The organism is Dellaglioa sp. CoH-55-MRSF-9 (assembly GCF_056782155.1).
The window spans coordinates 231,680-245,720 of sequence record NZ_JBXAYG010000002.1 but is presented as its reverse complement, the minus strand read 5'-3'; the positions used below and the strand labels follow the sequence as shown (position 1 = coordinate 245,720).

Annotated in this window: 18 protein-coding genes, 1 tRNA gene, 1 pseudogene and 1 other annotated feature; of the genes and pseudogenes, 16 read left to right on the top strand and 4 right to left on the bottom strand. The window is 33.2% G+C overall.

Annotated elements, in window-relative coordinates; translation table 11 throughout:
- Positions 1-5 precede the first annotated feature (5 nt).
- Positions 6-569, top strand: a complete 564-nt coding sequence (locus AC1RPV_RS03010; RefSeq protein ID WP_481761240.1) for a hypothetical protein — start codon at positions 6-8, stop codon at positions 567-569.
- A 22-nt stretch (positions 570-591) separates the two neighbouring features.
- Here the strand turns inward: AC1RPV_RS03010 and AC1RPV_RS03005 are convergent.
- The 4 genes and pseudogenes from AC1RPV_RS03005 to AC1RPV_RS02990 all read right to left on the bottom strand — a co-directional run.
- Positions 592-1,185: pseudogene (locus AC1RPV_RS03005) on the bottom strand (IS3 family transposase); the annotation flags it as partial.
- Positions 1,186-1,301: 116 nt separating this feature from the next.
- Positions 1,302-1,583, bottom strand: a complete 282-nt coding sequence (locus tag AC1RPV_RS03000; RefSeq protein WP_481761241.1) for a putative quinol monooxygenase — start codon at positions 1,581-1,583, stop codon at positions 1,302-1,304.
- A 119-nt stretch (positions 1,584-1,702) separates the two neighbouring features.
- Positions 1,703-2,407, bottom strand: coding sequence for a DUF4352 domain-containing protein (locus tag AC1RPV_RS02995; protein WP_481761242.1), 705 nt, complete (start codon positions 2,405-2,407; stop codon positions 1,703-1,705).
- Positions 2,408-2,814: 407 nt separating this feature from the next.
- A tRNA-Arg gene (locus AC1RPV_RS02990) sits at positions 2,815-2,888 on the bottom strand.
- A gap of 176 nt (positions 2,889-3,064) precedes the next feature.
- On the opposite strand from AC1RPV_RS02990, the gene AC1RPV_RS02985 reads away from it, so the two are divergent.
- From AC1RPV_RS02985 to recN, 15 genes are all read left to right on the top strand, one after another.
- Positions 3,065-3,697, top strand: a complete 633-nt coding sequence (locus tag AC1RPV_RS02985) for a TetR/AcrR family transcriptional regulator (protein WP_409022635.1) — start codon at positions 3,065-3,067, stop codon at positions 3,695-3,697.
- A gap of 53 nt (positions 3,698-3,750) precedes the next feature.
- Positions 3,751-3,836, top strand: a sequence feature (ribosomal protein L21 leader region).
- Between the two features lie 18 nt (positions 3,837-3,854).
- The gene (rplU, locus tag AC1RPV_RS02980) at positions 3,855-4,163 is read left to right on the top strand and encodes a 50S ribosomal protein L21 (RefSeq protein ID WP_409022634.1); all 309 of its coding nucleotides are present in this window, start codon (positions 3,855-3,857) and stop codon (positions 4,161-4,163) included.
- 21 nt (positions 4,164-4,184) lie between these two features.
- The gene (locus tag AC1RPV_RS02975) at positions 4,185-4,514 is read left to right on the top strand and encodes a ribosomal-processing cysteine protease Prp (protein ID WP_409022633.1); all 330 of its coding nucleotides are present in this window, start codon (positions 4,185-4,187) and stop codon (positions 4,512-4,514) included.
- 23 nt (positions 4,515-4,537) lie between these two features.
- Positions 4,538-4,825: a 50S ribosomal protein L27 gene (gene rpmA / locus AC1RPV_RS02970; protein ID WP_083478911.1), complete on the top strand. Its 288-nt coding sequence runs from the start codon at positions 4,538-4,540 to the stop codon at positions 4,823-4,825.
- A 72-nt stretch (positions 4,826-4,897) separates the two neighbouring features.
- Positions 4,898-5,959, top strand: coding sequence for a M24 family metallopeptidase (locus AC1RPV_RS02965; protein ID WP_481761243.1), 1,062 nt, complete (start codon positions 4,898-4,900; stop codon positions 5,957-5,959).
- Between the two features lie 81 nt (positions 5,960-6,040).
- The gene (gene efp, locus AC1RPV_RS02960; RefSeq protein WP_409022631.1) at positions 6,041-6,601 is read left to right on the top strand and encodes an elongation factor P; all 561 of its coding nucleotides are present in this window, start codon (positions 6,041-6,043) and stop codon (positions 6,599-6,601) included.
- 19 nt (positions 6,602-6,620) lie between these two features.
- A complete protein-coding gene (locus AC1RPV_RS02955; protein WP_409022630.1) occupies positions 6,621-7,052 on the top strand; it encodes an Asp23/Gls24 family envelope stress response protein in 432 nt (143 codons plus the stop codon).
- 8 nt (positions 7,053-7,060) lie between these two features.
- Complete coding sequence (nusB, locus tag AC1RPV_RS02950; protein ID WP_409022798.1) at positions 7,061-7,498, top strand: transcription antitermination factor NusB; 438 nt, start codon at positions 7,061-7,063, stop codon at positions 7,496-7,498.
- Positions 7,499-7,604: 106 nt separating this feature from the next.
- Positions 7,605-8,456 (top strand): bifunctional methylenetetrahydrofolate dehydrogenase/methenyltetrahydrofolate cyclohydrolase FolD, encoded by an 852-nt coding sequence (gene folD / locus AC1RPV_RS02945; protein ID WP_481761244.1) that lies wholly within the window; start codon positions 7,605-7,607, stop codon positions 8,454-8,456.
- Complete coding sequence (gene xseA / locus AC1RPV_RS02940; protein WP_481761245.1) at positions 8,449-9,789, top strand: exodeoxyribonuclease VII large subunit; 1,341 nt, start codon at positions 8,449-8,451, stop codon at positions 9,787-9,789. Before folD ends, xseA begins: the two co-directional genes overlap by 8 nt.
- 3 nt (positions 9,790-9,792) lie before the next feature.
- Positions 9,793-10,026, top strand: a complete 234-nt coding sequence (locus AC1RPV_RS02935) for an exodeoxyribonuclease VII small subunit (RefSeq protein WP_409022627.1) — start codon at positions 9,793-9,795, stop codon at positions 10,024-10,026.
- Complete coding sequence (locus tag AC1RPV_RS02930) at positions 10,019-10,906, top strand: polyprenyl synthetase family protein (RefSeq protein ID WP_481761246.1); 888 nt, start codon at positions 10,019-10,021, stop codon at positions 10,904-10,906. Before AC1RPV_RS02935 ends, AC1RPV_RS02930 begins: the two co-directional genes overlap by 8 nt.
- An 8-nt stretch (positions 10,907-10,914) precedes the next feature.
- Positions 10,915-11,739: a TlyA family RNA methyltransferase gene (locus tag AC1RPV_RS02925; protein ID WP_481761247.1), complete on the top strand. Its 825-nt coding sequence runs from the start codon at positions 10,915-10,917 to the stop codon at positions 11,737-11,739.
- Between the two features lie 89 nt (positions 11,740-11,828).
- Complete coding sequence (locus tag AC1RPV_RS02920; protein WP_481761248.1) at positions 11,829-12,284, top strand: arginine repressor; 456 nt, start codon at positions 11,829-11,831, stop codon at positions 12,282-12,284.
- 58 nt (positions 12,285-12,342) lie between these two features.
- Complete coding sequence (gene recN / locus AC1RPV_RS02915; protein ID WP_481761249.1) at positions 12,343-14,019, top strand: DNA repair protein RecN; 1,677 nt, start codon at positions 12,343-12,345, stop codon at positions 14,017-14,019.
- Positions 14,020-14,041 lie beyond the last annotated feature (22 nt).

Here is a 14,041-nt window from a genome sequence, read left to right as displayed (position 1 = left end):
ATAGTATGGTAGATAATAAATCATTGATGAGAGCATTATGGACTTCAAAACGAGCAACTATATGCAATATATACTCTAAAATTGGAATTTCGATAAATGTAATATTTACAATAATATATTTATTTTTTCCGGATATTATTAATGTTAATTATGAAGTTTCAAGCTTATTGGGTATTTCTGTTACCGGATTATCTTTTACATTCGCATTATTTGTTGCGGTTAAAAGTATCTTTGATATAGATAATTTAGGACACATATATTTAGTTTCTAAAACAGATACTCAATTAAAAAACGTATTTGTTGAAATATTCACACCATTTATGTGGACTTCATTTTTATGGCTAACCATAGTTGGAATATCAATTAGTACTATGTTAATATCATTTGAAACCTTTATTGATTTTGAAGTAATTTTGTATTTGAAAGGAATAGTTTTAATTTTAGTATTTACGGCGTCTTTGAATATTTTTGGGCTTATTTTAGACATCATCCGAGATACTCAAAAAAAGGCTATAGAGGCTGGAGAAGAAGAAGCTGAGTCAATAATAAAAAATAATAAAATGAAGTGAACCCTAAATATTGGACGAAGCTTTATGCAGCATTCTGGGTTATAAAAATTCGGTGTTCAACCGGGCTTTTACAACCCAATTTTATTTTAATTCGTGAAAAATTATAGTCATTTATCCAAACCGGTACTTGTGAAACTAGTGTTTCATATGTATCGGTTTCTTTTTGATAGAAAGCTTCAGCTTTCATAATATGGAAAAAGCTTTCCATGGCAGCGTTATCTAAACATGTTGCTTTACGTGACATACTCTGAAAAATACGATATTTTTTGAGAATAGTAACCCAATTTTTGTGTTGATATTGGAATCCTTGGTCAGAATGAATCGTCGTTCGATAATTTAAATCTTTTGGGATTTTTGCAATTGCTTGTTTCAAAACCTTTGTTGTAAATTTAACTGTTGGATGTTTACTAATCTGATGACTTAGAATTTTGCCTGAAAACAGATCATAAATACAGGTGAAATGGGCCCGTTCATCGATTGTTTCGTCACCCCAACGGACTTCTGTAACATCTGTTGCTAGTTTTTGATAAGGTCGGTCCGAAAAGAAACGGCGATTAATCAGGTTTTTAGAAACGGTACCAACTTTTCCTTTATACGAGTTGTATTTGCGTGTCTGGCTGAAATTGAAGTAGCTCCCATAAATTAAATCTCCTTAAATTTTTAAAATTTTGTAGCAATACGACCAATGAGCCTTGCACTCATAGCCAGCTTAACTGGTGGTCGAAAGGGTAGTTAGGCGTCCATTACAATAACTTGTAATTCTTCAGTTACAAATTGATTGATGCCTGCTAAAAATTCTTTAAAATAAGTTGTTTCATTGTGGAAGTTAACTGCGTCTTGGTCTTGCCAATGCTCAATTATTGCATAACGATTGTTGGCACCTAATTGTTTAAAATGATTGTATGAAATATTACCAGATTCTTTTTTTGATTGCGTCACTAGAGGATCAATAAAATGTTCATATTCTGTAATACAATTTTCATTAACAACTAAACTAACATTAAAAACTTTCATGATAATATTCTCCTTTTTAGCTTTTAACGTGATTCCTATGCACGTAGATAAACAAAAACGAGCAGCAGGAGTTGCACCTGCTTGAAGTATCTATACACTCGTTAAAATTAGTTAAATATTTATTCCCAAGTTGAGTCCCCGTAAGTGACAGAGAACGGACCAGCATTAGAAGTTGTAAAGTATAATGTCATTACAGCTTTTTTTCCGGCAGCTATTGAATTTGGAATATTACCAGAGTAAGTCTCTGAATTAAATTCCCCAATAGTATCATCACTATCATAGACGTCAAACTTTTGACCATTGAAATCTAGTGGACCTGTACCATTATTTTGAACGGTTACTTTAACAGCAACTTGTGTATCACCGGATTTAACATCATTTAAAGGAACTGACGTTTCTTTTTCAGCAGAGTCAACGGTTATCTTTGAGTCGTCAGTTAAATCTACAGAATCGCCAAAAGATGAAGTAGATTCTGAATCGGATTCATCATCAGTGTATGACTCATCGTCAGATTCTGAATCAGATTCAGATTCATCGTCAACATATGAATCATCATCGTCATCATAACTAGAATCATCATCTGATTCTGACGAGTCACTAGCACTTGACGATCTAAAATTAGACGATGAACGCGCTGACGAATCTTTATCAGATGTTACCGACATCACGCTAAAAGAAATAATTGATATGCCTAAACCGGCAATCAATAAAATTAGTGGTATTAAATTAGAAGCTTTATTACCCCAAGCTACAATAAACCAAGTTACACCTGTAAAAAAAACAACTAAACCAATAAGAAAAATAATTGTAAATGTAGTACTCATGAATATATTTCCTCCGAAATCTATATCTCTACTCCTAGAAATATGATAAAATTATTTGTTAATATATTTATACCCTCTAACTTGCTACCAACAGGTTAGGGGATTTTTTAATAGTTTTATTTCAAACAATTTACTAAAGCTTAAGTAATTGCTTGATATTTTTAACGTGTTTTCCAGTAATACAATATAAAGCGTTGCCAACAGCCTTACCGACAGAAAATGCTTTCTTATCGCCTGATATTTTAATACTTTAGTAGATTTATTGATAAAAATATCCATGCAACAAATATGCAACAAATGTTTTGAGCATTCTATCCTTTATAGTCTGTTTTCACCTAAATAAAAAAATAGGAACGCCCGTTTAAAGGCATTCCTATTTTTATAAATCGGTCTAGAATGGATATCTATGACTCGGGTGAGATTCGAACTCACGACCGTCCGCTTAGAAGGCGGATGCTCTATCCAGCTGAGCTACCGAGTCATAACAACATTTAATAGTATATGATAAAATACTGGTACTTGTCAATGGAAATTGGTAGAACTCTTATAAATTATCAAAAACATGAATGAAAGTTTTGATGAAATGTTCTATAATAAGAAAGTAATAGACATAAATGGAGATAAAGACTATTTAATTATGAATAAAGAGGTTGAAAAATGGTTGATTCTAATGATCCACGGGTAAAGAGAACAAGACAAAATTTAAAAAAATCATTAGTTGTACTCATGAAACATTACAAAGTTGAAAATATTAGCGTTCAAAAGATTACTCAGGAAGCAAATGTCACTCGAGGAACATTCTATCTGCATTATCATGACAAACAAGATTTTATTAATCGGGCAATGGATGAAATTTTAGATGACTTTTTTGATTACATTATGATTATGTCAAAACAATCACCAGATAAAGCGTACGTTTATTCGAAACCAGTTGAAGTTTGTTGTTTAAATCGGGTGTTTAACTACTTACAAGATGAATCAATGATGTTTGGCGTACTTTTAAATAGTCAAGAAGATGTCGCTTTTTCTGATAAAGTATATGATAGACTAGTTATCTACTTAAATAACTTTAGAGAACAGTTAGCAGGCGATTTTGAAGTATCTAAGATACCAAACGAGTTACAAGTATCCTATGTTGCATCAGCGCACCTAGGCTTCATTAAACGTTGGTTACGAGACGATATGATCTACACACCGCACTACGTTGCTAAGGTTTTAAAAGAAATTACTGGCGTTGATACAAGTAACGGAGTCAATTTAACAAACTTTTTTGTTGAAAATGATGGATAACGTTGACTTAAGAAGTTACATTTGATATTATAATAACGTTGTATTTGTGAACACCACAACTGCAACCGCACGTTTTAAGTTTTTAAGCGTCAGGTTGTCTAAATCTGATCACTAAATTACGGCGAGTCTAAGTAATCTATAAGGAGGTGTAATACACATGTACGCAATTATTAAAACAGGTGGCAAACAACTTAAAGTTGAAGCCGGAGAAGCTATTTACATTGAAAAATTATCAGCAGAAGCTGGTGAAAAAGTTACATTTGATGAAATTGTTTTAGTTGGTGGCGAAAAAACCGTTATTGGTGCTCCTTTTGTTAAAGGTGCTACAGTAACTGGTACTGTTGAAAAACAAGGCCGTGAAAAGAAAGTTGTTACTTTCAAATACAAACCTAAGAAACATTCTCATACAAAACAAGGTCATCGTCAACCATATACTAAGGTTGTTATCGATGCTATTAACGCATAATTTTGAAAGTAGGCTACTAGTATGATACGTGCAGTTATTTCTCGGAGAGATGCCAAAATCATCGATGCGTTTGAAATAACAGGGCATGCTGATTCTGGTGAATATGGTCAAGATATTGTGTGTGCTGCGGTTTCGGTATTGACTATCAATACAGTTAATAGTTTGACCGAACTTGCTAAACTTAATCCTGATGTTGAGATGGATGAAGATAATGGTGGATTAATGAAAGTTAAACTATCAGAATCTGAGTTAAACGATGCTACAGGACAGTTATTTTTAGAAAGTTTAGTTTTAGGACTACAGTCAATTGAGCAAAACTATCAAGATTACATTAAATTAACACTTAAATAATAAGACTATAACAAGGAGGTGCATTGATTATGTTAATGAATTTACAATTTTTCTCACATAAAAAAGGTGGGGGTTCTACTTCTAATGGCCGTGATTCTGTCGGTAGACGTTTAGGCTCAAAAAGAGCTGACGGACAAGAAGTAACAGGTGGTTCAATTCTTTATCGTCAACGTGGAACACGTATTTATCCTGGTGTTAACGTTGGTAAAGGTGGAGATGATACTTTGTTTGCTAAAGTCGATGGTATCGTTCGCTTCGAACGTAAAGGCCGCGATAAGAAACAAGTCTCTGTATACCCTGTAGCTGAATAATAATAACTCAAAGGAAACCTCTTCATTTTATGATAGAGATTTCCTTTTTTTGTACATAAAAGGAGTGTTTAAATGAATTTTGATAGAATTAAACAATTACAATCAACTTTTGAGAAACTCTCGATTGATGCATTTCTAGTGACGGATACGACAAACATATTTTATTTAAGTGGTTTTGAAGGTGATGGTGTATTGTTAATTACTGATACACAACAATTTTTAATCACTGACCTAAGATTTGAATTGGCACTAGAAAATCATGATAAAAAATTAGAAATAAAATTTACGCGTGATTATCTGGGTGCTGTATCTGACATAATTAGTGAAAAAGGATTAACAGTTATGGGATTTGAATCATCAATATCATTTTTAGAGTATGATCAATTAGATGAAATCCTTGTTAGTGATTTGGTGCCATTTACTAATATTGTTGACGAATTACGACGTGTTAAAGATAAGGATGAGCAGATAAAATTAATAAAAGCAGGAAAATTAGCTGATGAAGCTTTCAATTATATTGTGTCGACGATTGAAGTTGGTCAAACAGAAATTGAAATTGCTAATCGGCTAGATAGTTATATCAAAAATTTAGGTACTATGAGTGAATCTTTTGAAACAATTGTAGCAAGCGGTATTCATTCAACATGGCCACATGCAACGGTTTCAAAACGAAAGATTCAAGACCAGGATCTGATTACGATAGATTTTGGCTATTATTACGAGAACTATACATTTGATGTCACAAGGACCATCGCCGTGGGATCGATATCTGATGAATTAAAACATATCTACGAGTCTGTTTTAACGACACAAGAACGAGTGATTTCATTAATTAAACCGGGAATAAAATTAAGTGAATTAGCTAGAGTTGCTAATGAAACAATCGCCGATGCAGGATATGGTAAATATTTTAATCATGGGATTGGGCATGGAATTGGCCTATCAATTCATGAATTACCTAATATTAAATTGGATGATTCAAACAGTGTTTTGCAAGCAGGCGACGTCATTACAATTGAACCAGGGATTTATGTACCAAACCTTAGTGGGGTTCGAATTGAGGATGATATTTTAGTGACTGAGAATGGCTATCAAATGTTAACGAATTCTTCTAAAAAATTAATGATAATATAGACTTTAACTTGCTTTTATATGTCCATTATTGCTATTATTAGAACTATGAGATACACGAGATAGTAGGAGGAATATTATATTATGATGTCCGTTAATGAATTTAAAAATGGTGTTACAATCGAAGTTGATGGTGATTTATGGCGTGTTGTTGAATTTCAACATGTTAAACCGGGTAAAGGTTCTGCTTTTGTTCGATCAAAACTAAAGAATCTCCGTACAGGTGCTGCTCAAGAAAAAACATTCCGTGCTGGTGAAAAAGTTCAAAAAGCACAAATTGATAATAAAAAAATGCAATATCTTTATGCTGATGGTAACAACTATGTATTTATGGATATGGATACATATGAACAATTAGAATTACCAGAAGAACGCGTGCATGAACAATTAAATTATTTGAAAGAAAACTTAATTGTTAATGTTATTATGTTTGGCACTGAAACACTTGGTGTTGACGTTCCTAATACAGTTGAATTAAAAGTAGCATCAACTGAAGCGGGTATTAAAGGTAATACACAATCTGGTGGAACTAAACCTGCTGTTCTTGAAACAGGATTAGTTGTACAAGTGCCATTCTTCGTTAATGAAGATGAAATGTTAATTATTAATACACAAGATGGCACATATATTTCCAGAGCACAATAAATCGACGGAGGTTAAACTTATGGCTGAAGAAACAAATATTGTTTTAAAAAGTACTGAACCTTCTTTGGGTGACATTAAGATTGCACCTGAAGTTATTGAAATTATTGTTGGAATTGCTGCTAACCAAATTGATGGTGTTTACTCAATGCGTGGGACAATTGCTAAAAATTTAACTGAATTATTTGGCCGTAAAAAGTCACTGGGTAAGGGTGTTAAACTTGATTTAACAGATGACCAGTTGAATATTGATGTTTTTGTTTACCTTGATTACGGTGTATCTGTTCCTAAGGTTGCATTAGTGATGCAAGAAAAGATTAAACAACAATTACTATTTATGACAGGTTTAGAAATTATTGAAGTAAATGTTCATGTTGAAGGGGTTATTCCTGAAAAGGAAGCCGATAAGATAGATACTGACGATTTATTTTCAGAAAAAGATGGTGAAAATTAGTGAGTGTAATAGTAACTAGACATACGATTCGCGAAAAAGCATTTCAAGCATTATTTGCGTTAAATTCTAACCCAGATGGTGATAGAGAGGCTATTTATCGTGAATTGTTAGAAGTTCCTGATGAAGAGTCGGCTGTAATTCCACCTTATTTAGAAGCATTAGTTTCAGGTGTTAGTGATAAACAAGCTGAGATAGATTCTGTTATTGAAGAAAATCTAACATCACGCTGGAAACTATCACGCTTAAACAATACGGATTTAATTATTTTGAGATTAGCTATTTACGAAATGAAATACGTAGATGATGTTCCTGCTAAGGTAGCATTGAATGAAGCTTTAGAAATTGCTAAAGAATTTAGTGATGATGAATCAAGAAAATTTGTTAATGGTGTGTTAGATCCAGTTGTTGAAAAAATGCCTGTTGATATTGAAAAAACAAATGAATAATAATGATTGAGAAGTGTTGCATTTTTTGCGACACTTTTTTTTTAGAAATGAATACCTTAAATATGATAAAATGTAAGAAGTAAAAATGGAATAGAGGTGCTAAATTATGGCTAAATTAATTGATGGTAAAAAATTGGCACAAATAACGACGGATAATTTAAAATCTGAGATAGAAGCTTTAAAGAAAAAGAATGTCTTTCCTACATTAGCTGTTATTGTAGTTGGAGAAAATCCAGCAAGTAAAATATATGTTAAGAATAAGCATCGAATTGCTGAATCTATTGGGATAAAATCGATTGTTAAAAGATTACCTGATACGATATCAGAAAAAGAGTTGCTAAATCTCATTAATGACTATAATGATAATTCAGATATTAATGGCATATTAGTACAGTTACCTTTACCGAACCAAATTGATGAAAAAAAGATAACCGAAGCTATTAAACCAGAAAAAGATGTTGATGGATTTCATCCGATAAATATTGGACGATTAGCCATGAATGATCCACTAGCAATTCCATGTACACCACTGGGAATTATGAGAATGTTTAACGCATACAATATTGATTTAGACGGTAAAAATGCAGTTGTTGTTGGCCGCAGTAATATTGTGGGTAAACCAATGGCGGCGTTACTTTTAAACGCTAATGCAACAGTAACGATAACGCATAGTCATACGGAAAATTTATCAGAGATAACTAAACAGGCTGATATTTTAGTCGTTGCAATTGGTCAAGCAAACTTTATTAAAAAAACCGATGTGAAACAAGGTGCTGTAGTCATCGATGTCGGGATGAACCGCTTAGATAGTGGTAAGTTAGCGGGAGATGTCGATAAGGAAGTTGCAGAGGTTGCAGGATATCTGACACCAGTACCAAAAGGGGTTGGACCTATGACGATTGCAATGTTGATGGAACAAACAATTGAATTAACAAAACGGAGTGTTGGCATTGAATAAAGATAATTATTTATCAGTTACATCATTAACAACATATTTGAAGAAAAAATTTGATGCTGATCCTTATCTTGGGACCGTTTATTTAACTGGCGAAATTTCAAATTTAAGACCTCGACCTAATGCGCATCAATATTTTAGTTTAAAAGATGATCATGCTAAAATTAGCGCAATTATGTTCCGTTCAGCTTTTGATAAAATAAAATTTAAACCAGAAGATGGCATGAAAGTTTTAGTTATGGGCCGTATATCTTTATATGAAGCGACAGGTAACTATCAAATATATATTGAGCGAATGGAACCTGATGGTGTTGGTGCGTTATATCAAGCCTATGAGCAGTTAAAAAATAAGCTACAAGCTGAAGGATTATTTTCAGCACCAAAACAGGCATTGGTTAAATATCCTAAACGAATTGCTGTGATTACAAGTCCTTCAGGGGCTGTCATTAAAGATATTATGACAACCGTTAAAAGACGTTACCCGATTGCTCAATTAGTTTTATTTCCTGCGATTGTACAAGGTGACAAAGCAGCTAATGATTTAGTTAAGCGGTTAAAACAAATTAACGAATTAGGCCATTTTGACACGATTATTATTGGTCGAGGCGGTGGCTCAATTGAAGATTTATGGCCATTTAATGAAGAATCTGTTGCAAGGGAAATATTTGCTAGCCAGATTCCAATTATTTCTTCAGTTGGACATGAGACAGACACAACCATTGCTGATTTAGTGGCCGATGTTCGGGCAGCAACGCCAACAGCAGCAGCAGAATTAGCTGTCCCTGTTTACGCCGATGAATTAATTAAGATTAATCAATTAAAATTGAGACTATTACAAGTAACACAAAATATTTTAAGTTTAAGAAGACAACAATTAGATAAGATTCAACAATCATATGTTTTTCAACAACCTAATCGGTTATATGAGGGTTACCTTCAAAACTTAGACAATTTAGCACAACGCTTAATGCAAGTAACAAAACAAATTATCACAATTAAGAAACAACAATTTGAACAAGCTAATGGTCAGTTGCGCTATCAAAATCCGCAACAATTGGTTAGTCAACTGCAAGATCAAGTAAAACAACAAAACAAACAGTTACATCAATTAATGACCTACTTACTTGAAACAAAGAAACAACAGGTTGGCGAAAAAATAAATGCGCTTGATTTATTAAGTCCATTGAAGATTATGGGACGAGGATACAGTTACGTATCTATGGAAGATAAAATTATTAAAAGTATTAATTCAGTGAATATAGATGATAACGTCGTGTTACACCTTACAGATGGTAAAGCATATGCAAAAATTGAAAAAGTTGAAAAAGGAGAATAAAAAATGGCTGAAAAAAAAGCGACATTTGAAGATAACTTAGTAGAACTTGAAAAAATTGTAACAGAACTAGAACAAGGTGATGTTCCTTTAGAAAAAGCATTAACCCAATTTCAAAACGGTGTTAAGTTGAGCTCAAAATTGCAAAAAACATTGGAAAATGCTGAAAAAACATTAACCAGTGTCATGAATGATTCTGGTGAAGAAGTGCCATTCGAACAAGGCTTAGAAAATGAGTAACTTAACTAAATTTTCTGATATCGTATTACCAGAATTTAATCAAATTATGTTGAATCAATTACAGGCTTTAGACACTGAAAAAAAGTTAAAAGAATCGATGACTTATTCAGTTGAAGCGGGTGGTAAACGTATTAGACCACTAATCATTTTTGTTATTTGTCAAATGCTTAATCGTAAACTTGATAAGTCAGTTTATTCTATTGCTGGTGCATTAGAATTAATTCATACCTATTCATTAATTCATGATGATTTGCCTGCGATGGATGATGATAATTTAAGACGTGGTAAACCAACAAACCATATTATTTTTGGTGAAAGCATGGCAATTTTAGCTGGTGATGCACTAAATACATTAGCCTTTGAATGGATCAGTAACGCAGAGTTGCCTGATTCACAAAAGGTATTACTAATGGGTCAACTAGCTAGGTTAGCTGGCCCAGAGGGAATGGTTGGCGGTCAAGTTGCCGATATTGAAGGTGAACAAAAAGAGTTATCATTAGCGCAGTTGAAACAGGTGCATAAGCGTAAAACGGGTGATTTAATTGAATTTTCAGTTTACGCAGGTAGCATACTTGGAAAAGCGACTGACCAACAGCACGTAGCGTTTATGGCATATGGACGTCATTTTGGGTTAGCTTTTCAAATCTATGATGATATTATGGATGTCGTTGGGACATCTGAAGAGATGGGCAAGGCTGTTCATAAAGACAATCAAGAAAATAAAAATACGTATCCTGGACTAATGGGAATTGATCAAGCTTATAGGATGCTCGAAGAAGTAACCAATCAAGCTAAAGATGCTATTCAAACGCTTAAGCAAACAGGGTTGGAGACAGAGTATTTGGAAGAATTGTTACATTACTTTAAATTAAAAAATTAGGAGTCACTATGAAAAAAGAGCGCATTGATGTTTTATTAGTTAAACAAGGGTTATTTGAAACTCGTGAACAGGCCAAACGTGCAGTTATGGCTGGTGAAATTCTGGGTGAGAATGAAGAACGATTGGATAAACCAGGTGTTAAAATTTCTGAAGAAACTGTGCTTCATTTTAAAGGTAAAAAATTACCTTATGTGAGCCGCGGTGGACTTAAATTAGAAAAAGCCCTTAAAGTATTTGATGCAACCGTTCAGGATAAAACGGTCTTAGACATTGGATCATCAACCGGTGGCTTTACCGATGTTGCTTTACAAAATGGCGCAAAATTAAGTTATGCGTTAGATGTTGGTACCAATCAATTAGTTTGGAAATTACGACAAGATCCAAGAGTTGTTGTGATGGAAAATACTAACTTCAGATATAGTAAAAAAGAAGATTTTGAATTTGGACAACCCAATTTTGCAACAATAGATGTATCGTTTATTTCATTACATCTTATTTTACCTGCATTAAAGAAAATTATTACTGAAAATGGGGATGTTGTGGCATTAATAAAACCCCAATTTGAAGCAGGAAAAGAAAATGTTGGAAAACATGGTATTGTACGAGATGAAAAGATTCATCGTCAAGTGCTCGAAGACATTGTTCAATTTTCTATTTCCACTGGATTTAATGTTGCGGATTTAAGCTACTCACCAATTAAGGGTGGCGAAGGTAATATTGAATTTTTAATTCATTTAAAGTCTGCGATAAATGAAATTGGCGAGATTTCGGATAAGGTTAGTATCGATGGCGTATTAACTGCTGCATACGATAACCTGAATGCCGTTAAATAAGGATTTAAAGTGAAGTTCTTTAATAATAATTGAAATTACGTTATACTAACTCTATGGGTGGTAGAGGTTATCGGGTGAGGGGGACTTTAATGAAAAAGCAAGAACGGCAACGTTATGTTCGTGAATTATTGAAGAACAATAATATTGATAAGCAGGAAGATTTTGTGAGTTTGCTTAAAAAACAAGGGATTACAGTCACACAAGCAACTATTTCTAGAGATATTAAAGAAATGCAATTAATTAAAGTGCCATCTGCTGATGGAACTTACAGTTATAATTTACCTGTTCAAAAAAAATTGAATACAGAAAAAAAATTAACTAAAACGTTAAAAGATGCTTTTATATCAACTGATGTTCAAAATGAAATGTGTCTCGTTAAGGTGACGCCAGGAAGTGGTCCAGCAATCGTATCTTTAATTGAACAAATGAATTATTCATTTGTTTTTGGTACTTTAGGCGGAGATGGATCAGCTCTAATTATCTGTCACTCGAACAAAGATGCGTTAAAGTTAAGTAAAATTTTAAATGAGATTGTAACTGAATAGATAGAAATAAAATCTGTGACATTTGTTTCAGATTTTTTCTATTAAAGGGGTGAAAAAAATGTTACAAGAATTGACAATAAAAGATTTTGCCATTATTGATTCTTTGAATATCGATTTCATGGCTAATATGACAGTTTTAACAGGTGAAACTGGTGCGGGTAAATCCATTATCATTGATGCTTTGGGCCTCTTATCAGGTGGTAGAGGGTCCCAAGAATTTATTAGAAAAGATGCAAAAAAAATGGTGCTACAAGGACTCTTTATGCCAACTGAAAACTCAAATACGTTAACGAAGTTGGACCAATTAGGTATTGGCCATGATGATAACTCTGTGATTTTACAACGTGAAATACATAGATCTGGTAAAAATATTTGTCGCATAAACGGTATGTTGGTTAACACGAGTACACTAAAATCAATTGGTGAAACGTTAGTTGATATTCATGGCCAAAATGAACATCAAGAATTAATGCAACAGGATAAGCATTTGGGCATGTTAGATGAATATATTAAAAATGATATTCAAACACTGAAGCATAGTTATCAAGAAGCATTTGAATACTATCAAAACCTAAATAAGTTACAAATAAAAAGACAAACAAATCAAAACGAATGGGCACAACGATTAGATATGTTACATTTTCAAAAAGATGAAATTGAAAGTGCAGATTTAATTGAAAATGAAGAAGACATATTAAGCGCTGAAAAAGAACGTCTAGAAAATTTTCAAACTATTAATCAGTCACTGGATGCAAGTTACCAAGCGTTATCGGGTGATGATGAAAATACAGTTGACCATGTTGGTGTTGCAATGTCTAACATGCTAAAAATTGATAATTTAGATAGTGAATATAAAGACTTAGCAGAACGGTTGTCGTCAGCCTATTATATGCTGCAGGATGCATCTAGTGACCTATTGCGTCAGTTAGACTCCCTGGAATGGGATGAGCAACGATTAAATGAGATTGAAAATAGGCTTGAATTAATTGTACAATTAAAACACAAATATGGTGATTCTGTTGAAAAAATATTAGCTTATTTGAGTCTTATATCTGAAGAATTAATTGAAATGGAAGCAACTGAAGGTAATGCAGATGATTTAGATAATCAAGTTAATTTAGCTAGAAAAGAAGCCCATAAATTGGCTGATAAATTAACTAATGTTCGAAAAAAAGCAGCCATCATTCTACAAAAAGAAGTGCATAAACAGTTAAGTGAGTTGTATATGGACAAAGCCGTTTTTGAAGTTAAATTTGATTCACTCAATCAGTTAAATAGTACCGGACAAGATAAAGTTGAATTTTATATTCAAACAAATGTTGGGGAAACAATGGGGCCATTAGCTAAGATTGCTTCTGGTGGTGAACTTTCTCGAATGATGTTAGCGTTAAAGACAATTTTTTCTAGGACGCAAGGTGTCACAAGTATTATATTTGATGAAGTTGATACAGGAGTTAGTGGACGTGTTGCCCAGGCAATTGCTGAAAAAATTAATCAAATTGCCCAACAATCACAAGTTCTATGTATCACACATTTGCCACAGGTTGCTGCAATTAGCGAGCACCATTACTTTATAGCTAAAGAAGTGATTTGTGAACGTACAGAAACATCTATTAAATTGTTATCTAAGGAAGATCGTATTCAAGAAATTGCTCGAATGCTTGCCGGTTCTGAGATTACACCTTTAACTGTTAAACATGCTGAAGAATTACTAAATACGGCACAAAAAAAATAATTAAAACCAAGGTACTACTATG